This is a genomic window from Pseudomonas sp. W4I3, from assembly GCF_030816195.1.
Lineage (GTDB): Bacteria > Pseudomonadota > Gammaproteobacteria > Pseudomonadales > Pseudomonadaceae > Aquipseudomonas.
The window spans coordinates 3,807,945-3,828,975 of sequence record NZ_JAUSXS010000001.1; the positions used below are offsets into that span (position 1 = coordinate 3,807,945).

General features: G+C 60.8%; 16 protein-coding genes and 1 pseudogene. 10 read left to right on the forward strand and 7 right to left on the reverse strand.

What is annotated here, in order from left to right; all coding sequences use genetic code 11:
* Positions 1 to 40: 40 nt before the first annotated feature.
* The 3 genes and pseudogenes from QF045_RS17315 to QF045_RS17330 all read right to left on the reverse strand — a co-directional run bounded on the left by QF045_RS17315 (position 41) and on the right by QF045_RS17330 (position 6,657).
* A pseudogene (locus QF045_RS17315) lies at positions 41 to 2,318 on the reverse strand (autotransporter outer membrane beta-barrel domain-containing protein).
* 216 nt (positions 2,319 to 2,534) lie between these two features.
* A complete protein-coding gene (locus QF045_RS17325; RefSeq protein ID WP_306493296.1) occupies positions 2,535 to 4,544 on the reverse strand; it encodes a hypothetical protein in 2,010 nt (669 codons plus the stop codon).
* A gap of 214 nt (positions 4,545 to 4,758) precedes the next feature.
* Positions 4,759 to 6,657 carry a hypothetical protein gene (locus QF045_RS17330; protein WP_306493297.1) on the reverse strand — a complete coding sequence of 633 codons (1,899 nt, stop codon included), beginning with the start codon at positions 6,655 to 6,657 and terminating at the stop codon, positions 4,759 to 4,761.
* Between the two features lie 312 nt (positions 6,658 to 6,969).
* On the opposite strand from QF045_RS17330, the gene QF045_RS17335 reads away from it, so the two are divergent.
* The 5 genes from QF045_RS17335 (at position 6,970) to QF045_RS17355 (ending at position 12,147) form a co-directional block, all read left to right on the forward strand.
* Positions 6,970 to 8,031, forward strand: coding sequence for a LacI family DNA-binding transcriptional regulator (locus QF045_RS17335; protein ID WP_306493298.1), 1,062 nt, complete (start codon positions 6,970 to 6,972; stop codon positions 8,029 to 8,031).
* Between the two features lie 84 nt (positions 8,032 to 8,115).
* Positions 8,116 to 8,898, forward strand: a complete 783-nt coding sequence (locus tag QF045_RS17340; RefSeq protein ID WP_306493299.1) for a sugar phosphate isomerase/epimerase — start codon at positions 8,116 to 8,118, stop codon at positions 8,896 to 8,898.
* Positions 8,891 to 9,832 carry a sugar kinase gene (locus QF045_RS17345; RefSeq protein ID WP_306493300.1) on the forward strand — a complete coding sequence of 314 codons (942 nt, stop codon included), beginning with the start codon at positions 8,891 to 8,893 and terminating at the stop codon, positions 9,830 to 9,832. Before QF045_RS17340 ends, QF045_RS17345 begins: the two co-directional genes overlap by 8 nt.
* 45 nt (positions 9,833 to 9,877) lie before the next feature.
* On the forward strand, positions 9,878 to 11,173 hold the full coding sequence (locus QF045_RS17350; protein ID WP_306493301.1) for an MFS transporter: 1,296 nt from the start codon (positions 9,878 to 9,880) through the stop codon (positions 11,171 to 11,173).
* Positions 11,173 to 12,147 (forward strand): NAD(P)-dependent oxidoreductase, encoded by a 975-nt coding sequence (locus QF045_RS17355; protein ID WP_306493302.1) that lies wholly within the window; start codon positions 11,173 to 11,175, stop codon positions 12,145 to 12,147. Before QF045_RS17350 ends, QF045_RS17355 begins: the two co-directional genes overlap by 1 nt.
* A 163-nt stretch (positions 12,148 to 12,310) precedes the next feature.
* Here the strand turns inward: QF045_RS17355 and QF045_RS17360 are convergent, their stop codons facing one another.
* A complete protein-coding gene (locus tag QF045_RS17360) occupies positions 12,311 to 13,936 on the reverse strand; it encodes a methyl-accepting chemotaxis protein (RefSeq protein ID WP_306493303.1) in 1,626 nt (541 codons plus the stop codon).
* Between the two features lie 235 nt (positions 13,937 to 14,171).
* On the opposite strand from QF045_RS17360, the gene QF045_RS17365 reads away from it, so the two are divergent.
* Genes QF045_RS17365 through QF045_RS17375 form a run of 3 tightly spaced genes read left to right on the forward strand, consistent with a single transcriptional unit; the run spans position 14,172 to position 16,633 of the window.
* Positions 14,172 to 15,602, forward strand: coding sequence for a nucleobase:cation symporter-2 family protein (locus QF045_RS17365; RefSeq protein WP_306493304.1), 1,431 nt, complete (start codon positions 14,172 to 14,174; stop codon positions 15,600 to 15,602).
* A gap of 12 nt (positions 15,603 to 15,614) precedes the next feature.
* Positions 15,615 to 16,076, forward strand: coding sequence for an LEA type 2 family protein (locus QF045_RS17370; protein ID WP_124386951.1), 462 nt, complete (start codon positions 15,615 to 15,617; stop codon positions 16,074 to 16,076).
* A 5-nt stretch (positions 16,077 to 16,081) separates the two neighbouring features.
* Positions 16,082 to 16,633: a GNAT family N-acetyltransferase gene (locus tag QF045_RS17375; protein ID WP_306493305.1), complete on the forward strand. Its 552-nt coding sequence runs from the start codon at positions 16,082 to 16,084 to the stop codon at positions 16,631 to 16,633.
* A gap of 505 nt (positions 16,634 to 17,138) precedes the next feature.
* Here QF045_RS17375 and QF045_RS17380 read toward each other — a convergent pair.
* The gene (locus QF045_RS17380) at positions 17,139 to 18,065 is read right to left on the reverse strand and encodes a carbon-nitrogen hydrolase family protein (RefSeq protein ID WP_306493306.1); all 927 of its coding nucleotides are present in this window, start codon (positions 18,063 to 18,065) and stop codon (positions 17,139 to 17,141) included.
* Positions 18,066 to 18,147: 82 nt separating this feature from the next.
* On the opposite strand from QF045_RS17380, the gene QF045_RS17385 reads away from it, so the two are divergent.
* A complete protein-coding gene (locus QF045_RS17385) occupies positions 18,148 to 19,056 on the forward strand; it encodes a LysR family transcriptional regulator (RefSeq protein ID WP_306493307.1) in 909 nt (302 codons plus the stop codon).
* Here QF045_RS17385 and QF045_RS17390 read toward each other — a convergent pair.
* On the reverse strand, positions 19,049 to 19,303 hold the full coding sequence (locus QF045_RS17390; protein WP_003190904.1) for a hypothetical protein: 255 nt from the start codon (positions 19,301 to 19,303) through the stop codon (positions 19,049 to 19,051). The genes QF045_RS17385 and QF045_RS17390 overlap by 8 nt on opposite strands.
* A 163-nt stretch (positions 19,304 to 19,466) precedes the next feature.
* Between QF045_RS17390 and QF045_RS17395 the strand changes: the two genes are divergently transcribed.
* The gene (locus QF045_RS17395) at positions 19,467 to 19,787 is read left to right on the forward strand and encodes a YqjD family protein (protein ID WP_058411252.1); all 321 of its coding nucleotides are present in this window, start codon (positions 19,467 to 19,469) and stop codon (positions 19,785 to 19,787) included.
* A gap of 34 nt (positions 19,788 to 19,821) precedes the next feature.
* Here the strand turns inward: QF045_RS17395 and QF045_RS17400 are convergent, their stop codons facing one another.
* The gene (locus QF045_RS17400; protein ID WP_306493308.1) at positions 19,822 to 20,859 is read right to left on the reverse strand and encodes an Ldh family oxidoreductase; all 1,038 of its coding nucleotides are present in this window, start codon (positions 20,857 to 20,859) and stop codon (positions 19,822 to 19,824) included.
* Positions 20,860 to 21,031: the final 172 nt, after the last annotated feature.

Sequence of the window (21,031 nt, forward strand, 5' to 3'; positions counted from 1 at the left end):
AAAAAAGGGAAGCCTAGGCTTCCCCCTTTCAACCACTGCGTTAGAAGTCGTAACGCACGCCAAAATTGACGCCCCAAGGCTGGTCGATCTTCTTGCCTTTGCTGGTTTCGAAGTCGGCATGCAGCTTGACGTTCTTCGATACCGACATGGCCACGCCGGCCGCCAGCTCGATCCGCGAGCCCGACAGATCATTGTTGAAGCTCTGATCGTTGACGAACACCTTGTTGCTCTGATCAAACTCGTGGGCCACTGCGGTACGCAGGTAAGGCTGCAATACACCGCCGCTGTCCAACTGAATGTTCTTGCCCGCGGTAACACCGACCTTGCCCACCACGGAGCTGGAACGGTCGCCCTTGGCCTGCAGGCCGTTGGACAGTTCATAGCTCTGCGCCTGGGTAATCGTCGCTGCCAGCTGGCCGTAAGGCTCAACGAAGAAATCGTTGTCCAGCTTGATATGGCGACCGACCTCCGCCGACGCACCCACCGCATTCTGCGCATAGCTGCCCTTGGCCTTTTTGCCGTCGCTCATGGTCACATTGACATCGTTGTGCAAGCGGTTGAGCTTGGCGACAGCGTCGAAGTACAGACCACTCTCGTCATCCAGCCAGGTGGCGTAGGCACCCAGGTAGTAGCTCTTGACCTCACCTTTACTGCCACGGGTGAGGCTCAGGTCCGAGGTGCTGTGACCGGCCATCACACCCGCCAGCCACTGGCCATCGCCGCTGGACAACGGCGCATCGGCACCGATGGTGAAGCCCTTCTGCGTCTGCGTATAGCCGGCGCCGTTCTTGTTGGCGGCCACTTCTTGCTTGTTGCCGTAGCTGCGCATCCACAGGCCGTTGTCCTTGCCTTCGCTGAAACGCAATTCGCCCATGCGGGTCCGCAGGATGGACGACTCGCCGTACAACACGGTCGGGGCGCTGTTGAACAGCGCCAGTACCGAGTGGGCACTGGTGCTGGTGCCTCGGCGCGTCGGGTCCAGCAGCCAGTCGGTGCCGTCCTGCTGCAAGCCATAGGCGTAGGCGCCGATATCCACGGTATCGCCCACCAGGGTGAAGTGTGCGTCGCCGCCCTCGGTGTGCACCACCTTGATCTGCTCGCCGCTGGCCAGCTCCGAACCGGTGGCTGCCAGCAGCAGGCTGTGATTGCCTTCGGCGCGGCCTTCAACGTTGAGGAAATCGGTCTGGTGGGTGGAGAAGTCGGTATGCATGACGAAGGTGCCATTGCCTTCCAGGCTCTTCACGTCCAGTTGGTAGAACTCATCCGGCCCACCGAAGTGCACGGCACCGCCGCCCATTTTCAAGGCGTCGACAGTGCTGTCACCCACCAGCATCCAAGTGGAGGCGTTGTTCACGCTCAACTCGGCCACGTTTTTCAACTGGCCGGTCAGCCAGGCGCCATTGTTGAGCTGCACTTTGGCGCTGCTGCCCTCCTCAACCACGATATCGCCCACCAGGAAGCTGCGGTCGACATTCATATTGGCGCTGGAGCCGCCGGTGACTTCCAGGATATTGCCGTTGCCGCCGGTAAGGGTCGAACCGTTGAGTACCTGAATGTCTGCGTCAGTCGTGCCGTAACCGTCGCCTTCTACAAACAGTGCCGCGCCGTTGCGGCCTTCGACATGGGAGCCGTTCAATACCAGACTGCTGGTGTTCATGCCTGCACTTTCGTAAGTCATGCGCACACCATTTTCACCACCGCTTGCTTATGGTGCCCCCGACAGCATTGGCGGCGCCGCCCCACAAGTGCACACCGATGCCGTTTTCATCAGTGGCGATGACATCCGAGCCAAAAAAGTTGAGTTGGCTGAATGTGGTGGCCCGTGCCCCCTCAGAGGAGCCTACGATGGTGCTGTCGAAAACAGTCGCTGTCGAACCGTCTTCAGTAAGGAGGTTGCGTGCAGCCAGGAGGCCAACACCATTGTTATTGATGACTTGGCTGCCCTTGATTTGCGCATGACTGCCTTGCAGGTTGATGGCAAAAGCGGCCGAATTGCGGGCCTCTACCGTGGCGCCATTGAGGTTGATTTGCGAGCCCTGGGTCGCGTAGATGTCCTGCGCCTTGGTGCCTGCATTGAGCGTCAGCGCACCGGCCGTCACGCGTGACTGACGCAGTTGGGCGCCATTGGACGTCAAGTGGGCATTCTGGCTGATGACCCAGTCATCAATCCGCGTACCCGAATCTATGGTGCGTTCAAGCCCCGGATGCAGAGTAGTGGTCGCGTGGGTGAATGAGGCACCCAGCACCAGGAGGCCAAAAGCAGGGACCTGAAGCGCCAGGGCCAGAGGATGTTTTTTGAACCGTGCATGAATAGTCATTGCGTGTATACCCGTAACGAACCTTCCCGAATGGGAACGAATTGACCGGCACCAAGCGAGATAGGCCCAGGTCATGACGGGGCGCAGATTAGTGAGCGGGGATGAATGGGTATGTAGGATTTATCTGCGCTTTTTACGCCAATTGCGCAACGGTTGACGAGCCGACATAAAAAAGAGGAGCCAGGCTCCTCTTCTTCATTACAACCCGCGCGGCCCTCAGCCTGGCCAGGGTGTACCGTCACAGTAAACCGAACCAGGCCGAATGCCTCTCACCAGAAGGATGGCTTCGGCCGACGGGATGGGGGTCGGGGCGCCAAAGATCGGTACGGTATAGCTGATATTCACCGACCCCATATCCACCGCGGCCTCATTAATGGGTTTCACATAGGTCTCGTAGGGCCGGACGGGGACCGTAAAGCCCAGTTGGGTATGCCCGAAGTTCAAAGGGCCGAACGGGAACGTTCCGGTCGCAGCAGCAATGGGGACGGCGCCTTCATCGTCGCTGCAGCCGGTCCAAGTCACTGTGACGATCATTCCGACCGTCAGCAGCTCGTGAGGTGGCACAGCTATATGCACCTCCCGGTCCGGCCCTTGCAACGTATTGCACACGATTTCTCCCGGTAAACCACCGGGACCTGGGATTTCAGGTAGGGCATCAATAACCCGGGGCGCAAGAAACGAAATCACATTGGCGTTGACGTTAATGTGCTGACTGGGCGAAGAAACCCGGTTATGGGTCTCACTGATCGCAATTTCATAGCGCAACGGGATGCCGTCATTATTGGAATGTTTGCGAATGAAAGGCCACGGCACGACCATATCAATCTCATCCCCAGGCATGGGGCTCGTACCCGCCGGCTTGCGATCGACTGCTTCGTTCTGGTAATACAGCACGATGTCGAACGGTTGTGCGGAAGGCAGTGGAAGAGCACTCCACAGGCGTACCACGACGTCGGCATCCATCTCTGAATCGCGCTCATCCAACTGGTTCGTCAACCCTGAGCCTCGCCCCGTCAGAATCGGCAACGGCAGGTTGGGGTTGATCAAGTCAGGTTCCCAAGGGTTGATCGGGCCGCCTACCTGCAGTTCGAGGTCGATATTAGTGGCCGTGGGCACCCAATGCAGCACGCCACCTCGGTCCACCGCATATTCCACTCTCAGGTTGATGCTCCCAACGCTCGTTCCGTACAAAGCGAGCAGCGTCGGAAAATCCACATGGAAATTGAACGGCAGTGCCGCGCCCCCCAACGGGTAAGGACCGACGTCCCGGACACCATGTGCGGTGGTAAGGCGCACAAGCAGTTGGTCTATGGCGCGATCTGCGTCAAAACTCGGAATGATCACAAACATCCCGGCAGAGGCTGCGGTATCGAAACGATCAATCAGGCGATCACCCACGCCGATCAAAGAGAGCGCATCTCTTATACCGGGCGGGTTCAGTAATGGCGCTGGTCTGAGCGCCACCGAAATCGGCAGTTCGAATGAAGGCCCGCTGATATTGCCCGCGACATCCACGAGACGATACACCAACCGACGTGGGCCATCACCTTCACCGGCCAATGCCTGGGTGATGCGCACCGCCATGTCAGGGAGCACCGGCCCCTCAGCGACGAAATCGGTCGAATCTCCGTAGTACAGCCGCCACTTGTCCCCGGGATCAGCACCTTCCTGGACATACGCCGGGATCCCAAATGGTACGCCGCCGGGGTTCGCATCCAGGAGTGCTTGCGTCAGGCTACCCGTCCATCCGGGCGGCACCGTCAACCGCCGAGGCCCGTCAGGAATGCTGTCATAGGGCGCGGTACGGTCAATGACCATAGGCGCCGAAAACGAACCTGAGTCATTTCCGGAGGCCTGGATGACCCTGTAGCTGACCGTGTGTTCGCCCTCAGTCAGGTATCGCCTCGGGATCCTGACCGTATAAGACGCCGGAGCGCCGCTCGGAAAAAACACTGTTTCACTGCTGATCCTTCCGGTCTGGAAATCACCGATATCATCCAAATGAAGATCAAGTGTATCTGGCCGCAACGGGTGGGTTGGGACGGGCGTCCACAGTGGAATCTCCACGTCCAGGAACTCTCTATCGGAGTGTTCCCTGTCCACCAGGCCTGGGTATTGATCCGCATCGACGAGACCCGAGATTTCGGGCTTAAGCAATATAATGGGAATGGGAATGACGCGTGGCCCCAAACCTGTTTCTGTGGGTTTGGAAAAATTTTTTTTCATGTTAGTTACTCTCTTTGTATAAAGGATCATTTTGCGTTGACTACCGATGACGCCTATAAAGATTCACAACATGTGCAACTTTTTATTCTCTCCCCCTTCATCAAAATGGCTAAAAAAGCTCAAGCATGTCTGCAACCGGAGATAATCAACGGCCGGGTTATATATTCAGGCTTACTCACACAACGCTGCTGGACTGACGCCCGACAGTCATCCACTACTTGCCCGGGCACTCATCGATCAACGAATCACAAAAACCGACATCGCCGCGTTGGCAAACCGCTGCGCTGCCTGGAAATACGCGATCAATGCGTACGCGACCCTGTCCAGACAGGCCTATCGCCGCACCACCACGAAGCACGAAAAAAGTGGCGGTCGCCGACGCGAAGCGACGCATCGGCTCAATCTTCGTATCCCATGGCCACACCCTGATTGCCTGACCGTTCGGTACATAATCGACGGTCACAGTGAAGTCAGTACCGTCAATGGGCTCGCTCCAGTTGTTTTGTAAAAAGCCTTGCCAAAAAAACTGAATTTTATCACCCGTTTGAAATTTAACGTCGTCGCGTATAAACCAGTACACGCCATGACAGATAGCAGGTTGAGATTGGCAAGTAAGGTAGCCAGCTCCGCCATGCAGGGTGTGTTCTATTAGCGGTGCGTCAAACTGAATTAACGGCGCTGCATGAACATTGACGGGTGTCGTGTCTGAGTGTTGGTCATTGACCCCGTTACTGGTGGTGTAATACACCGGCAAGTCCGGTCGATTGCCTCCGCCGACAATCACACTACCGGGCACATCCGTAAACTGGACCAACTGGCCGGCTACATCCCCAGGTTGTACCTCGTAGTGAGCCACGGACCCTGTGCCGTTCCAATTCAGCTCGAGCCGCTCTCCCGCTACAGGGTTGTGGTAGAGACGTACCCATACCTCAGCGCCCGCAACCGCATCACTAAAATCGAGTTCATTGTGTAATCCTGACCCTTTGCCGAGCACGTCCACCAGCGCCAACGTGGTATTAAGCAGTGCGGGCGCATTGGCATGGTCCTGCCCGGCGATGGTCAAGTTGACCCAGAAAAAACTTGACGGGGATGGCACTGCCGGGCGCCCAGAGCGATGAATCTCGTACCTGACTTCGTCCTCGACAAGCGCCAGAGGGTCAGGACCGCGCAAAATATCCCAGGGTATCTCTACCGAAAACGGAAACCCGGTAATGGGCTGCGCAGGCAGCACAGGACGACCGCCCCAGATCATCACGACGCTGTCGCCCGGTACAAAATCGTCGTACTGGTGCGGAATTCGCGCCGCGACAATCGCACGAGCATCGTCACGTTTGATCAGAGAATCAAGATAGGCCGGAGGACGAATATCAGGTGGAGGCAATTTGCTAGGATCAGCAATGAGATTGACCGGAAAATCCATCGGGGCGCTGAACGCCAACGTAAAGTTTCCGCCGCGATCATATAAGCGATATTGCAGATAGGCGGTCCCGTTACTCAGTCCACGAAAATGCTCGGCGGGAATCCTGAGAATCAGAGGGTCGGAGGTCAACGAAAATTCCTGGCTGCCCGTCTGAATGGACGGAAACGGTGGCGTGTTGTTGCTCAGGTAATAGCCGACGCGATCACGACCTGCTCGGCCGACATAGCCCGGTACCTCGACCTCGATAAACGGGTTGTCGGCCAGCACGGCTTCGGTGATTCCGGACAGTTCTATTGCCGGGTCAACAAAACGCGCCTTGTCGTCCGGATGCTGGAACCTGGGCGGGTTGTTATCCACCGTCAACGTAAGAGGGAGCGATGGCGTCACGGTACCGCCCTCATCCGTCACCGTATAATAAGCCTCCACCACCGCATCGATTTCCCGCATAAAATCAATAGGGATATGCAACGAGTACGGAAAAAGTGACGGATCCAGCGGCCCGGTAAACGCCTGGGAATCCGCTTCGACGTCCACGCCACGCACGCGCCACCACAGCTTGAGGGTATGGGTCCTGCCATTCGAGGGACCAGGTATCCACCGGGCAATACGACAGTCCAGTGGGAGCAACGACACTGCCAAAGGTATCAACCCTTCCGGATCGGAAGGATCGACTCCCACCACTTCGTCAAACATCGGCAATATCCTGGCCTTCCCTCCCTTGGTGGACAATACGCCAGGTGGTGCAAGTGAATTTGTTGAGCGGGCCATTTTTCGCTTTCCTCGTAAGAGTACTGGCGAGAATTAAGCGCTCAAATGCCCACCGCGAATACTGTCAGAAGTAACAGGATCTACGTGCCACTCGTCGGAATCCGCTCAGGACAACCGGTAGGATAAGCGTCACCTGCTCTTGACGGGACGGTCGGGTATAGTGTTTGCTGAAACCGGTTTCATAGCGCGTGTTAGCGCATCTGAATCCCTTGATTTCAATAAAAAGGTCCAACCACCGTGACTTCATTCTCCGCCGCCCAGCGCAGCCGCGTGACCATGCTCGATGTGGCCGAGCGCGCCGGTGTGTCCAAGGCCAGCGTGTCGCGCTTTATCGGCGATGACCGCGCCCTGCTCTCTGACGCGATTGCCCTGCGCATCGAGCAAGCCATCGAGCAGCTCGGCTACCGCCCCAACCAGATGGCCCGTGGCCTCAAACGCGGGCGCACCCGCCTGATCGGCATGTTAGTGGCCGATATCCGCAACCCCTATTCCATTGCCGTGATGCACGGCGTCGAAACCGCCTGCCGCCAGCACGGCTACAGCCTGGTGGTGTGCAACACCGACCGCGATGACGAGCAAGAGCGCCAGCACCTGGCCGCGCTGCGCGCTTACAACATCGAAGGTCTGATCGTGAACACCCTCGGCCATCACCTTGACCAACTGCTGGAACTGCAACGGGAAATGCCCCTGGTGCTGGTGGACCGCAAGGTCGAACCGCTGCACAGCGACCTGGTGGGGCTGGACAACCCGGCGGCGGTGCGGATGGCGCTGGAGCATCTTGAGCAGCAGGGTTATCGCGAGCTGCTGCTGGTGAGCGAGGCCACTGACGGCACCAGTTCACGGTTGGAACGCCTGCACAGTTTCCAGGCTGAGGTCGCCCTGCGCCCGCACGTGAACGGCGCCGTCCTGGAGCTGGACGACGCGCTGGAAGACCATCTGCAAACCTTCCTGGCCAAACCCGGGCGCAAAGCGTTGTTCTGCGCCAACGGCGTGGCTGCGCTGGCGTGCACCCGCGCGCTCAAGGCGCTGGGCTGCCACCTGTTCGACGATATCGGCCTGATTGCCCTGGATGACCTCGACTGGTATCCGCTGGTGGGCAGCGGCATCACGGCGCTCGCCCAGCCCACAGAGGCGATCGGTGCCAGTGCTTTTGACTGCCTGCTCAAGCGCTTGCGCGGTGACACAGCCCCCACTCGCACCCTCGATTTCCTGCCCAAACTGATCATTCGCGGCTCCACCCAACTCCCTGTGGGAGGGGGCTTGCCCCCGATTGCGGTCTGTCAGTCAGCTTACCTGTAGCTGACCCGCCGCTATCGGGAGCAAGCCCCCTCCCACATTTCGCTCTGCGCATAAAAATGAAACCGGTTTCAGAGGTAAACAACAATGCATGAATATCCCGTCTCCATCAGCCTTTCCAGCTACGGCGCCGAGCTGGTCCGCCAGCAGGGCCAATTGAGTTTCGTTGCGCTGCTGCACGCTGCCGGTGCCCGGCGCATCGAATGGCGTGAGGAGTTGCTGACTGCAGAGCAACCTGCCGAACTGGCCGAGGCCGCCGCCGAAAAGGGCATGGTGTCCGTATTCTCATCTCCCTTGGAGCTGTGGGTCGCAGGCCGTGCCCAGCCCAATGCCGACCTCGCCGCCACCCTCGACCGCGCCCAGGCCTTCGGTTCGCGCTGGCTGAAAGTGTCCCTGGGTTACTTCACCGATACCAACGACCTCGAAAGCCTGCACGCCCTGCTCAATCGCCACCCAGTCCAGCTGCTGGTGGAAAATGACCAGACCTTGCACGGCGGGCGGATCGAACCCATGCAACGGTTTTTCACCGAGGTCGAACGCCTAGGCCTGCCGGTGAAGATGACCTTCGACATCGGCAACTGGCAGTGGCAGGACCAATCCGCCCTCACCGCCGCGCGCCTGCTGGGCCGGCATGTGGACTACCTGCACTGCAAAGCGGTGGCCCGTCGCGCGGACGGCAAGCTGGTGGCCCAGCCGCCTGGCGCCACCGACCTGCATCTGTGGGAACAACTGCTCACGCACATGACCCAAGGTATTACCCGGGCAGTGGAATACCCGCTGCAGGGCGATGACCTGATCCAAGTCACCGCGCAACAGGTCGCCGCCCTCGCCTGCCTTGGCCAACCCCGCGTGGAGAATACCCATGTCTGAGATCGATATTCTGTCGTTTGGCGAGACCATGGCGATGTTTGTCGCCGAACAGACCGGTGATCTGGCTCAGGTCGCTCAGTTTCACAAACGCATTGCGGGCGCCGACAGCAATGTCGCGATTGGCCTTTCGCGCCTGGGTTTCAACGTGGCGTGGTTGAGCCGAGTGGGTCACGATTCGCTCGGACGCTTCGTGGTCGACACCCTGGCCCGCGAAGGCCTGGATTGTCGCCATGTGGCCGTCGACCCCATGCATCCCACCGGTTTTCAACTCAAGTCCCGCGAAGACGCCGGCGCCGACCCTCAGGTGGAGTACTTCCGCAAAGGCTCGGCGGCCAGCCATTTGTCGGTTTCGGCGATTACCCCGGCGCTGCTGCAAGCCCGCCACCTGCATGCCACCGGAATTCCGCCGGCGCTGTCCGAGGCCACCCGCGAGCTGTCGGTGGCGCTGATGACGCAGATGCGCCAGGCCGGTCGCAGCGTGTCGTTCGACCCGAACCTGCGCCCGTCACTGTGGGCCAGCGAAACCCGGATGATCCGCGAAATCAACGCATTGGCCAGCCTGGCGGACTGGGTATTGCCCGGCCTCAGCGAAGGCCGCCTGCTCACCGGCTTCGACGACCCGGCGGACATTGCCGCGTTCTACCTCGACCAGGGCGCCGAAGCCGTGGCGATCAAACTCGGGCCCGACGGCGCTTATTACCGCACCCAGATGGACCAGGGTTTCGTTGCCGCCGTGCGCGTGGACAAGGTGGTCGACACCGTGGGCGCCGGTGACGGTTTTGCCGTGGGCATGATCAGCGCCCTGCTGGAAAACTTGAGTTTTCCGGAGGCGGTACAGCGCGGTAACTGGATCGGCAGCCGCGCCGTACAGAGCCGTGGCGATATGGAAGGGCTGCCCACCCGCGCAGAATTACCCAGCCGATCCGTTGCCTGACCCACTACCTGTTGCCACAACTACAACAAGCTCAGGAGCAACCTCATGGAAACCGTGAAACTCGCCACCCGCCGTTGGTGGTACATCATGCCTATCGTATTTATCACCTACAGCCTGGCGTACCTGGACCGCGCCAACTATGGCTTCGCCGCCGCCTCCGGGATGGCCGAAGACCTGATGATCACCCCGGGCATGTCGTCCCTGCTCGGCGCGCTGTTTTTCCTTGGCTACTTTTTCTTCCAAGTGCCGGGGGCGATCTACGCGCAAAAGCGCAGCGTCAAGAAACTGATTTTCGTCAGCCTGATCCTCTGGGGCGCCCTGGCCACGTTGACCGGCGTGGTCTCCAACGCCTACATGCTGATCGCCATTCGCTTTATGCTCGGGGTGGTCGAAGCCGCAGTGATGCCCGCGATGCTGGTGTACCTGTGCCACTGGTTCACCCGTGCGGAACGTTCGCGGGCCAACACCTTCCTGATCCTCGGCAACCCAGTGACGATGCTGTGGATGTCGGTGGTCTCGGGTTATCTGGTGCAGCATTTCAGCTGGCGCTGGATGTTCATCATCGAGGGCTTGCCGGCGGTGATCTGGGCATTTATCTGGTGGAAGCTGGCCGATGAGCGCCCCAAGGATGCCAAGTGGCTGAGCGACAGCGAAAAGCGCAGCCTGGAAAGTGCCCTCGCCGCCGAACAGGTGGGCATCAAGGCGGTGAAGAATTATGGCGAAGCGTTCCGCTCGCCGAAGGTAATCATCCTCGCGCTGCAGTTCTTCTGCTGGAGCATTGGCGTGTATGGCTTTGTGCTGTGGCTGCCGTCGATTCTCAAGGCCGGCTTGAAGATGGACATGGTCGAAGCTGGCTGGCTGTCGGCCCTGCCTTACCTCGCCGCCGTGATCGGCATGCTGGTGGTGTCCTGGGGCTCGGACAAGCTGCAAAAGCGCAAACGCTTCGTGTGGCCGCCGCTGCTGATTGCCTCCATTGCGTTCTATGCCTCCTACGCGCTCGGTGCCGAGCACTTCTGGTGGTCCTACACCCTGCTGGTGATCGCCGGGGCGTGCATGTATGCACCGTACGGCCCGTTCTTCGCCATCGTCCCGGAAATTCTGCCGGCCAACGTCGCCGGCGGCGCCATGGCGCTGATCAACAGCATGGGCGCGCTGGGCTCGTTCGGCGGTTCGTACCTGGTCGGGTACCTCAATAGCAGCACAGGGTCGCCGGGGGCTTCGTACCTGCTGATGAGCGGTGCGTTGATGCTGTCGGTGGTGCTGACGATTTTCCTCAAGCCCGGCGCCAGCGACCGCGTGCGCGAGCCCCTGGCTACTCTCGAAATGAAGGCGAATTCCTGATGAAAAAATCCGTGGTTCTATACAAGAAACTCTCCGCGCCGCTGATGGCCCGCCTGCATGAGCATGCCAACGTGACCTTGATCGACACACTCGACGAGACCGGCCTGGCCCAACTGCGCGACGCCCTGCCCGATGCCCACGGCCTGCTGGGCGCCAGCCTGCGCCTGGACGCCAAGCTGCTTGACCTGGCGCCGAAACTGGAGGCGGTGGCGAGCGTTTCGGTGGGGGTGGACAACTACGATATCGACTACCTCACCCAGCGCGGCATCCTGCTCAGCAACACACCGGATGTGCTCACCGAAACCACCGCCGACACCGGCTTCGCACTGATCCTGGCCACCGCCCGGCGCGTGGTGGAACTGGCCGACATGGTGCGCGCCGGCCAATGGAACAAGAACATCGGCCCGGCGCACTTTGGCAGCGACGTACATGGCAAAACCCTGGGGATCATCGGCATGGGCCGCATCGGCGAAGCCCTGGCCCAGCGCGGGCACTTTGGTTTCGGCATGCCGGTGATCTATCACAGCCACTCGCCCAAGCCGGCGGTGGAAACACGCTTTGGCGCGCAGTACCGCAGCTTGCCGCAATTGCTTAAAGAGGCCGATTTTGTCTGCCTGACCTTGCCGTTGACGGCAGAAACCGAAAAGCTGATTGGCGCTGAAGAATTCGCGTTGATGGGGCCGGAGACGATCTTTATCAATATCTCCAGGGGCAAGGTAGTGGATGAGGCCGCGCTGGTCGAGGCGTTGCAGCAGCGCATCATTCGTGCGGCGGGGTTGGATGTGTTCGAGAAAGAACCGCTCGATCACGCATCGCCGCTGCTGCGCTTGAACAACGTAGTGGCCACGCCGCACATAGGGTCGGCGACCCATGAGACACGCGAAGCAATGGCCAAGTGTGCGGTGGATAATCTGCTGCAGGCGTTGGCCGGAGAGCGGCCGCAGAACCTAGTGAACGCAGCCGCCTGGAAATAAGGGGCGAGCCCTATCACTGTAGGAGCGAGCTTGCTCGCGAAAAACGTCTAGGCAACACGTTCATTCTGAATGAACCCAGGGCCCCTGAGTTCTTCGCGAGCAAGCTCGCTCCTACAATGGCATCAGGGCAAGCCCCTCCCACATCTGGATTGCATTTCAGCTTCTAGATAACGAACCTGGCCACCATTGCATTCAAGTCCACCGCCAACCGCGACAGCTCGTGGCTGGCCGCGCTGGTCTGGTTGGCGCCTGCCGCCGACTGGGTCGCCAGGTCACGGATGTTCACCAGGTTGCGGTCCACCTCGCGCGACACCTGAGCCTGCTCTTCCGAAGCGCTGGCGATCACCAGGTTGCGTTCGTTGATCAGGCTGATCGACTGGGTGATCTGTTCCAGCGACACACCCGCGGCGCGGGCCAGCTCCAGGGTGTGCTGGGTGCGCTGATTGCTTTGTTGCATGGACTGCACGGCTTCACCGGTGCCGTTCTGGATGCCGGCGACCATCTTCTCGATCTCCTGGGTGGACTGCGCAGTACGATGGGCCAGCGCGCGCACTTCGTCGGCAACCACCGCAAAGCCACGCCCGGCTTCACCGGCACGCGCCGCTTCAATTGCGGCGTTGAGCGCCAGTAGGTTGGTCTGCTCGGCAATCGCGCGGATCACGTCCAGCACCTTGCCGATATCACGCCCTTGCGTCGCCAACCCTTCGATCATCGCTGCCGTGTTTTGCACGTCCTGGGTCATGGTCTGGATCGCTCCGACGGTCTCAACTACCCGGTCACGGCCTTCCCGAGCCGCCTGGTTGGACTGGCCGGACGCTTCGGAGGTGGACACCGCGTTGCGCGCCACCTCTTCTACGGCCGCTGTCATCTCGTTGACCGCGGTTGCCGCCTGGTCGATTTCGTTGTTCTGCTGCTGCAGCCCACGGGACGCCTCTTCGGTGACGGCACTCAGTTCTTCCGCCGCCGAGGCCAACTGCGTGGCCGAACCGGCGATATGCTGGATAGTCTGGCGCAGGTTGGTTTGCATGCTCGCCAACGCACCGAGCAAGCGCGCCGGTTCGTCCTTGCCATCGTCTTCGATGGCTTTGCTGAGGTTGCCGGCGGCAATGGTTTCGGCCACTTCCACGGCCTTGCGCAGCGGTGTGACAATGCTGCGGGTCAGCAACCAGGCGAGCAGTACGGTGAGCAGCGCGGCGGCGACGGACACCCCGATCACACCGGCGATCGCGCCCTCATAACTTTGCCCGGCCTCGGCATCAGCAGTCTTGGCGTCCGCGGTATTGATGGCGATCAGCTTGTTCAACTGCTCGCCCATCTGGTCGGTGCCCTCCTTGATCCGGCTGTTGATCAGCGCGCGCATGTCATCGACCTTGCCTTGCTCTGACAGCGCCAACATATCGGCCTGGGCCTTGAGGTAATTGTCCAGGGTGACACCAAAGGCCTTGTACACCGTCAGCTCTTCCGGCCCTGCGGGTAACGCGGCATACCCGGCCTGGGCAGTCTTGACCTTGTCGGCCAAGACGCCGATGCGTACCTGGGCTTCCTGCAGACTGGCCGGTTCACGGTTGACCAGCACGCGGAACGACAGGATGCGCAGGCGCAGCACGTTTTCGGTGATGGTGCTCAGGTACGTCACGCTGGGTAACTGGTTGGCGCTCATGTCCATCGAGGCTTGGCGCATTTGCGACATGCGGGTGACCGCAAACACGCCCAATATCACCACTAACAGCGCAATGAAGGCGAAACCGAGGAATGCTCGAGGGGCAATATTCAGATGACGGAGGGACATAAGGGCGGCTCTCAGAAATAGTGTTTGCGAGCATCCCTGCCGCGAAACGATCGGCCAGCGACAACGCGCTGCCCAGACCTTGGCCACCCCCTGTTGTTATTGATAGGTGGTCCTATAGGAGATATCGGCACGCCTGGGGATTTAATGCAGGGCTTTCATAAATATTTTTTTACACTTCAGGCAACCGGCGGTTTCTGGCATCCTGCGCCTCCATTTTCTGACCCGAGCCCTCATTTTGTCTGACGCTCAAGCCCCCCGCCCGCGCTATAAATCCGACCTGATCTACGGCCTGGAAGACCGCCCTCACTTCACCGCGGCGATGTTTGCCGCCTTGCAGCATGTGCTGGCGAGCTTCGTCGGCATCATCACGCCAACCCTGATCGTCGGTGGCGTGCTGGGCCTGGAGAGCGAAGTGCCCTATCTGGTGAGCATGGCGCTGTTCGTGTCGGGGCTCGGCACCTTTGTGCAGGCGCGTACCTTCGGCCCTATCGGCTCGGGCCTGTTATGCCTGCAGGGCACCAGCTTTTCGTTTATCAGTGTGATTCTGAGCGCCGGGTTCATGGTCAAGGCCCGTGGCGGCGGCACCGATGAAATCCTCTCGACGATCTTTGGCATCTGCTTTTTTGCGGCGTTTATCGAAGTGGCGCTCAGCCAGTTCATTGGCAAGCTGCGCAAGCTGATTACGCCAGTGGTCACCGGCACCATCATCACCTTGATGGGCTTGTCGCTGATCAAAGTGGCGGTCACCGACATGGCCGGTGGCTTTGGCGCGAGCGACCTGGGCGCCGCCAGTAACATGGGCCTGGCGGCGTTGGTGCTGCTGACCATCGTGGTGCTCAACCGCTTTAACAACCCGTTCCTGCGCCTGGGTTCGATCGTGATCGGCCTGACGCTGGGCTTTGTCGTGGCGTGGATGCTCGGCCGTGTGGACATGACCGCCCTGCCCCAGGTGCCCTTGATCAGCGTGCCGGTGCCGTTCAAGTACGGGTTCTCGTTCGACTGGGTGGCGTTTATCCCGGTGGCGGTGATCTTCCTGATTTCGCCGCTGGAGGCCGCCGGGGATCTGACCGCCAACTCGATGATTTCACAGCAGCCGGTCAAGGGCCCGCTGTACATCAAGCGCATCAAGTCCGGCCTGCTGGCCGACGGGCTCAACTCGGCCATGGCGGCCACCTTCAACAGCCTGCCGATGGTGACGTTCGCCCAGAACAACGGCGTGATCCAACTGACCGGCGTCGCCAGCCGCTACGTGGCCTACTTCATCGCCGGCCTGCTGGTGCTGCTGGGGCTGTTCCCGATGATCGGCGCGGTGCTGCAACTGATGCCCAAGCCGGTGCTGGGCGGCGCGACCCTGATCATGTTCGGCACCGTGGCCGTGGCCGGTATCAAGATCCTCGCCGAAGCCGGGCTGCATCGACGCAATGTGCTGATCGTGGCGATTTCCCTCGGCATGGGCCTGGGCGTGGCCGCCGTGCCGGAGGTGCTGCGCGAACTGCCCAAGGCGCTGCACAACATCTTCGAGTCCCCGATCACCGTCGGCGCGTTCTGTGCCATTCTGCTGAACATTTTCCTGCCCGAAGAGTTCATAGAACTGCACGAAGATGAATTTGATCCGGAGTCCTCGACCCTCAAGGTCATGCAGGACCCGGACGTCACGAAACAGTAGGAGCACGTTCAGATGCGCAAGCTCATGGTTCTATCGCTGTTGCTGCTGACCTTGAGCGCCTGCGCGCTATTCCCCCAGCGCGACCCCGTCAACATCAACGTGGTCGGCATCGAACCGCTGCAAAGCCAGGACCTGGAAGTACGCTTCGCCGTGAAACTGCGGGTGCAGAACCCCAATGAAACGGCGATCGACTACAACGGCGTGGCCCTGGACCTGGAGGTCAACGGCCGGCCACTGGCCTCGGGGGTGAGCGACCAAGCCGGCAGCATCCCGAGGTTTTCCGAGACCGTGCTGATGGTGCCGGTCAGCGTTTCGGCGTTTACCGTGCTGCGCCAGACCCTGGGCCTGAGCCAGACCCAGAGCTTGAACAACCTGCCGTATGTACTGCGCGGCAAACTGGCGGGAGGCTTGTTTGGCACGATGCGCTTTGTCGAGCGTGGCACGCTGGATTTGCCGAATACGGCTACTTGGTGAAGCGCATGCAGCCGACACTGTTCACCGAACGCTTGATTCTGCGTCCGCTGGTTCTTGACGATGCCGAGGCGATCCAGCAGCAATTTGCCCATTGGGAGGTGGTGCGCTACCTCAACGCGCAAGTGCCCTGGCCTTATCCGGCAGATGGCGCGCGCACCTTCCTGCAACACATGGCCCTGCCCGCCATGCTCCGCGGTGAGGAATGGCACTGGTCGATCCGTCTTAAAAGCGCGCCTGAACAGTTGATCGGCAATGTCAGCTTGATGGATGAAGAAGACAATAACCGCGGGTTCTGGCTGGCACCGCAGTGGCAGCGGCAAGGCTTGATGGCCGAAGCCAGTGCCGCGGTGACTGACTATTGGTTTGGCGTGCTCCAGCGCCCTGTGTTGCGTGTACCCAAGGCTTCTCCGAACCTGGGGTCACGGCGGATTTCAGAGCGCACCGGCATGCGCCTGATCAAGACGGACGCGGGCGAATTTGTTGCAGGCACTTTCCCACGGGATATTTGGGAAATGACCCGTGAAGAGTGGTTGGAATCCAAATCCCCCAAACGGTAGACATCAAATGTGGGAGGGGCTTGCCCCCGATGGCGGCCTGACAGCCGACCAGGATGTTGGATCAGAGCGCGTACATATCCGTTGCTGCGGTAAAGGCGACTTAGGGTTCCGCCCTTACGGCGGCTCACTTTTGAAAAGCGCAAAAGTGAGCAAAACGCTCTTGCCCCACCACTCGGCACCTCGCCTAGGCTCGGTGTGCCCGTAATCCGACAGTGATTTGGGGGGCCGCCGCCACGCGCCATCCATGGCGCGAGGCGGCTAAACCGGCATCCCTGCCGGTTTACCCCCCAAATCACTGTCGAATTCCGGCCAGCGTGGTTTAACGGGGCGCCTAAGATCAAGAGCAAGATCAAGATCAAGAGCGGCTCGCTTCGCATCGTGGTTACCGTAGGCTGCTACAAAGTTGTGTAGATACCTATGCCCCGATGGCGGTGTGTCAATCAGCCTATCTGCCGCTGACCCACCGCTATCGGGGGCAAGCCCCCTCCCACATTTTTAATCGCGTTTAGTCAGTGATGTAGCGCACACCCGGCTTGGCGCGCTCGTCCACCGTCAACTCAAAAACATCTGGCCGGGCGTAATGCCCCACTACGTCGTAGTCATAGCGTGCCCGCACCAAGTCATCGGTATCGATGCGCGCCGTCAGCAGTCCCGCCTCACCCACCAGCGGCCCGGCCAGAATGTCGCCCATTGGCCCGACAATCACGCTGCCCCCGGCAATCAATGCGCGATCCGCCGGCCAGTTGGCCACCTCCACGCCCAATGCCTCGGGCGAGGCCTGTACCTGGCAGGCGCTCACCACAAAGCAACGCCCTTCATGGGCCACGTGGCGCATGCTCACCTGCCACATCTCGCGCTCGTCCACGGTCGGCGCGCACCACACCTCTACCCCCTTGGCGTACATCGCGGTGCGCAGCAGCGGCATCATGTTTTCCCAGCACACCGCGCCGCCGATCCGCCCAACTGCGGTGTCGACCACCGGTAACGTCGAGCCATCGCCCTTGCCCCAGATCAGCCGTTCGGTGCCGGTGGGCATCAGCTTGCGGTGCTTGGCCACGAGCCCGCCCGTGGGTTCGACATACAGCACGGTGCAATACAAGGTGCTGCCACTGCGCTCAATCACGCCGAGTACCAGGCTGGCACCGGTGCGTGCGGCTAGCCCGGCCAGCACATCGGTCTCGACACCCGGCACATCGATAGCGTTGGCGAAGTAGCGTGCGAAGGCTTCACGCCCCTCGGGCAGGCGGTACCCCAATTGGGTGCCAAACCCTTCGCCTTTCGGATACCCGCCGAGCAGGGCCTCGGGCATCACCACCAGTTGCGCGCCGCTGCGCTGGATCTGGTCTTCATAGGCCAATATCTGTGCAAGGGTTTCAGCCTTGCCGCCCGGCAGCGAGCCCATTTGTAAAGCAGCCACGGTAGAAACAGGCATCACGTCACTCCAAGTCAGTGGGGGTTGCCCATTCTCCGGCCAGGCTGGATCATGAATAAAGCCCACCTCAGTGCTAAATGATATGAGCCAGATCAATATCGCGCAGGTTGACCTGAACCTGCTCAAGACCTTCGAAGCCCTGCATGACGAGTCCAGCGCCAGCCGTGCGGCGTTGCGCCTGGGGGTCACGCAATCGGCCATCAGCGCCGGTTTGCGGCGTTTGCGCGAGCTGTACGGCGATCAGTTGTTTGTGCGGACCGGGCGTGGACTGGCGCCGACCGTGCGCGCCAACCAACTCAAACCGGTGATCAGCGAGGCGCTGGAGCGCTGCCGGCAAAGCCTGGCGATGATCAATCCGCAGAGCCCGAACTATCAGGGCCGCTCGGTGGTGCTGGGCCTGTCTGACGATTTCGAGATTGCCTACGGCCGCCGCCTGATGGACAGCGTTGCACAGCGCCTGCCGAAACTGCGGGTGATTTTCCGCCAGACCCACAGTCAGATCGTCGCCGACGCCCTGCTCGACCGCAGCCTGGACCTGGCGATCACCGCCGGCGGTTTTGCCGAGCGACGCCTGAGCCGGCAAGTGCTCGGCGAAGGTGACTATCGCTGCCTGGTGGACGCCGACAGCCTGGCGCCCGGCCAGCAACAAATCGACTTGAGGGAGTTCGTGGCGCGCGACCATGTGCTGGTGTCATCGGGCGGGTTTATCGGTATTACCGATGAGGGCTTGGCGGCGCAAGGGCTGAGCCGCCAGGTGTGCGCGTCTACCAGCCATTTTGCGGCATTGGCGTTTTTGCTCAAGGGCAGTGCGGCGGTGGCGACGATTCCGGGGCATGCCGCTGAGGCCATCGCCCGCCTGACCGGTTTGCGCGTCCTGCCCTGCCCGCTGGCGTTGCCCCGTTATCCAGTGGAGCTGGGCTGGCGCACCCAGGCCCAGCTCGACCCGTTGCTGCTGAAGGTCCGCGAGGCAATCGAGGCGAGCTTTATTTAGCCGCCGCCATTAGCTTGTTGACTTCACTGCGTACCATGTTGGAAAACTCCGGCGGCGACATGCCGTCAAGTTCCGCGCGCACCCACTCGGCCCATTTGCCTTTGCGCTTGGCGCGCTCGCCGAACAACCGCGCGGCTTCGCCCTTGGCCTTGCCCAGGTTGGTTTGCCACAGGTCGTAGAGACGGGACTTTTCATCTTCCAGCTCGGCGCGTTCGGCGAGGGTCTTGTTGGCGAGATTGAAGCTCATGTTGAATTACCTGCTGCACAAATAGGTGACATCTTACACTGTAGGTCGAAAGGACCCGATTTCGATTTTGCCGCAAACGGGTAGCCGGCAAAATAAACTGCAACTTTTGCCGCCGCCCGATACTCCATTGGTCACTGCCACATCCACTTGCAAGGAGTCACACATGGCCCGCAAAACCGCCGCCCAAGCCGTCGAAGAACAAATCAAGGATCAGGCTTTCAGCGAACTGACCGCGCTGATTGAAGAATCCGACAAACTGCTCAAGAGCAGCGCATCACTGGTGGGCGAGGAAGGTGAAACCCTGCGCGAGCAGGTCGCCATCAAACTCAAGCAAGCCCTGGAGTCGGTGTCCAGCGTACGCGAGCGCAGCAAGCCGGTGGTGGATGCCACCGAGACCTATATCGGTGGCCACCCATGGCAGACCGTCGCCATTTCCGCAGGCTTTGGCCTGGTGGTAGGCCTGTTGCTCGGTCGCCGCAACTGACGAATGTGGGCTGCGCGCAAGGCGCAGCCCCCTTTCACCCCGCCGCCAACTCGCGCAATTGCCGCAGATCCTGCACTTCAAGTTCTATCCCTGTTTCCTCAGACTTCGCCCGCGTGCGATGCCGCCGGTCCCCCGGCAACCGCCGCAACCCCACCGCATGCATCTGTCGCACCAGTTCCTGGCTGCGCGCTGCAAAGCTTTGCCCGGCCGTCTTGCTCGGGTCGATGACAATCAGCAGTTGGCCGGTCCAGGGCGTGCGCGCCCCCGGATGATCAGCCCAGTTGAACTCGAACGAAAAATGCCCTCCGGTTAACGCGGCCGCCAGCAACTCGACCATCATCGACAGGGCCGAGCCCTTGTGCCCGCCGAACGGCAGCAGTGCGCCGCCTTCCAGGATGGCTTTCGGGTCCTGGGTCGGTTGGCCCAGGCTGTCCACGCCCATGCCCGGCGGCAGGCGTTCGCCCTTGCGCGCGGCGATCTGCACGTCGCCATGGGCAATGGCGCTGGTGGCCAGGTCGAAGACGATCGGCGGGCCGTCGGCGCGTGGCGCGGCGAAGGCGATGGGGTTGGTGCCGAACAGCGGCCGGTCGGCGCCGTGGGGCACCACACAGGTCATGCTGTTGACCACGCTCAAGGCCACCAGGCCTTCGTCGGCAAAAGGCTCGACGTCTGGCCACAGCGCGGCGAAATGGTGGGAATTGTGGATCGCCAGCAACGCGATACCGGCGCTGCGGGCCTTGTCCACCAGCAATGCGCGAGCGGCAGCCAGGGCCGGTTGGGCAAAGCCATTGCAGGCGTCTACCCGCACGAAACCTGAGGCCACGTCCGTCACCACAGGCAATGCCTGACCGTCCACCCAGCCGCTGGCGAGCGTGCTGAGGTAGCCGGGCATGCGAAAGATGCCGTGACTGTGGGCGCCGTCGCGCTCGGCGCTGGCGCAATTGTTCGCCAGGATCGCCGCAACCTCGGGCGAGGTACCGTGCTTTTCAAACACCGCTTGCAGCAAGGCCACCAGCTCAGTGAAACCGATGAACGCGCTGGCACGATCAACTACCGGGGACTGGGCAGACATCTGTAGCTCCGATTTTATAATTGGAAGAGGCAACAAGAATCCAGATCACCGATTAAACAACGCAGCCCATGCCTGCTGTCAACGGGCGCCTGCGGCTTGACCCAGTTATCTACCACCACCTACGCCGCAACAGCCTTTAGTTTCAGCCGCTCCCCCGACGCTGATGGACATC

Excerpts from the sequence above, each read along its gene's own strand:
- QF045_RS17370 (WP_124386951.1), top strand. The coding sequence starts at position 15,615 with ATGCGCAAGCTCATGGTTCTATCGCTGTTGCTGCTGACCTTGAGCGCC.
- QF045_RS17390 (WP_003190904.1), bottom strand. The coding sequence starts at position 19,303 with ATGAGCTTCAATCTCGCCAACAAGACCCTCGCCGAACGCGCCGAGCTG.
- QF045_RS17355 (WP_306493302.1), top strand. The coding sequence starts at position 11,173 with ATGAAAAAATCCGTGGTTCTATACAAGAAACTCTCCGCGCCGCTGATG.
- QF045_RS17360 (WP_306493303.1), bottom strand. The coding sequence starts at position 13,936 with ATGTCCCTCCGTCATCTGAATATTGCCCCTCGAGCATTCCTCGGTTTC.
- QF045_RS17385 (WP_306493307.1), top strand. The coding sequence starts at position 18,148 with ATGAGCCAGATCAATATCGCGCAGGTTGACCTGAACCTGCTCAAGACC.
- QF045_RS17345 (WP_306493300.1), top strand. The coding sequence starts at position 8,891 with ATGTCTGAGATCGATATTCTGTCGTTTGGCGAGACCATGGCGATGTTT.
- QF045_RS17340 (WP_306493299.1), top strand. The coding sequence starts at position 8,116 with ATGCATGAATATCCCGTCTCCATCAGCCTTTCCAGCTACGGCGCCGAG.
- QF045_RS17325 (WP_306493296.1), bottom strand. The coding sequence starts at position 4,544 with ATGAAAAAAAATTTTTCCAAACCCACAGAAACAGGTTTGGGGCCACGC.
- QF045_RS17395 (WP_058411252.1), top strand. The coding sequence starts at position 19,467 with ATGGCCCGCAAAACCGCCGCCCAAGCCGTCGAAGAACAAATCAAGGAT.
- QF045_RS17400 (WP_306493308.1), bottom strand. The coding sequence starts at position 20,859 with ATGTCTGCCCAGTCCCCGGTAGTTGATCGTGCCAGCGCGTTCATCGGT.
- QF045_RS17330 (WP_306493297.1), bottom strand. The coding sequence starts at position 6,657 with ATGTTTGACGAAGTGGTGGGAGTCGATCCTTCCGATCCGGAAGGGTTG.
- QF045_RS17375 (WP_306493305.1), top strand. The coding sequence starts at position 16,082 with ATGCAGCCGACACTGTTCACCGAACGCTTGATTCTGCGTCCGCTGGTT.
- QF045_RS17350 (WP_306493301.1), top strand. The coding sequence starts at position 9,878 with ATGGAAACCGTGAAACTCGCCACCCGCCGTTGGTGGTACATCATGCCT.
- QF045_RS17380 (WP_306493306.1), bottom strand. The coding sequence starts at position 18,065 with ATGCCTGTTTCTACCGTGGCTGCTTTACAAATGGGCTCGCTGCCGGGC.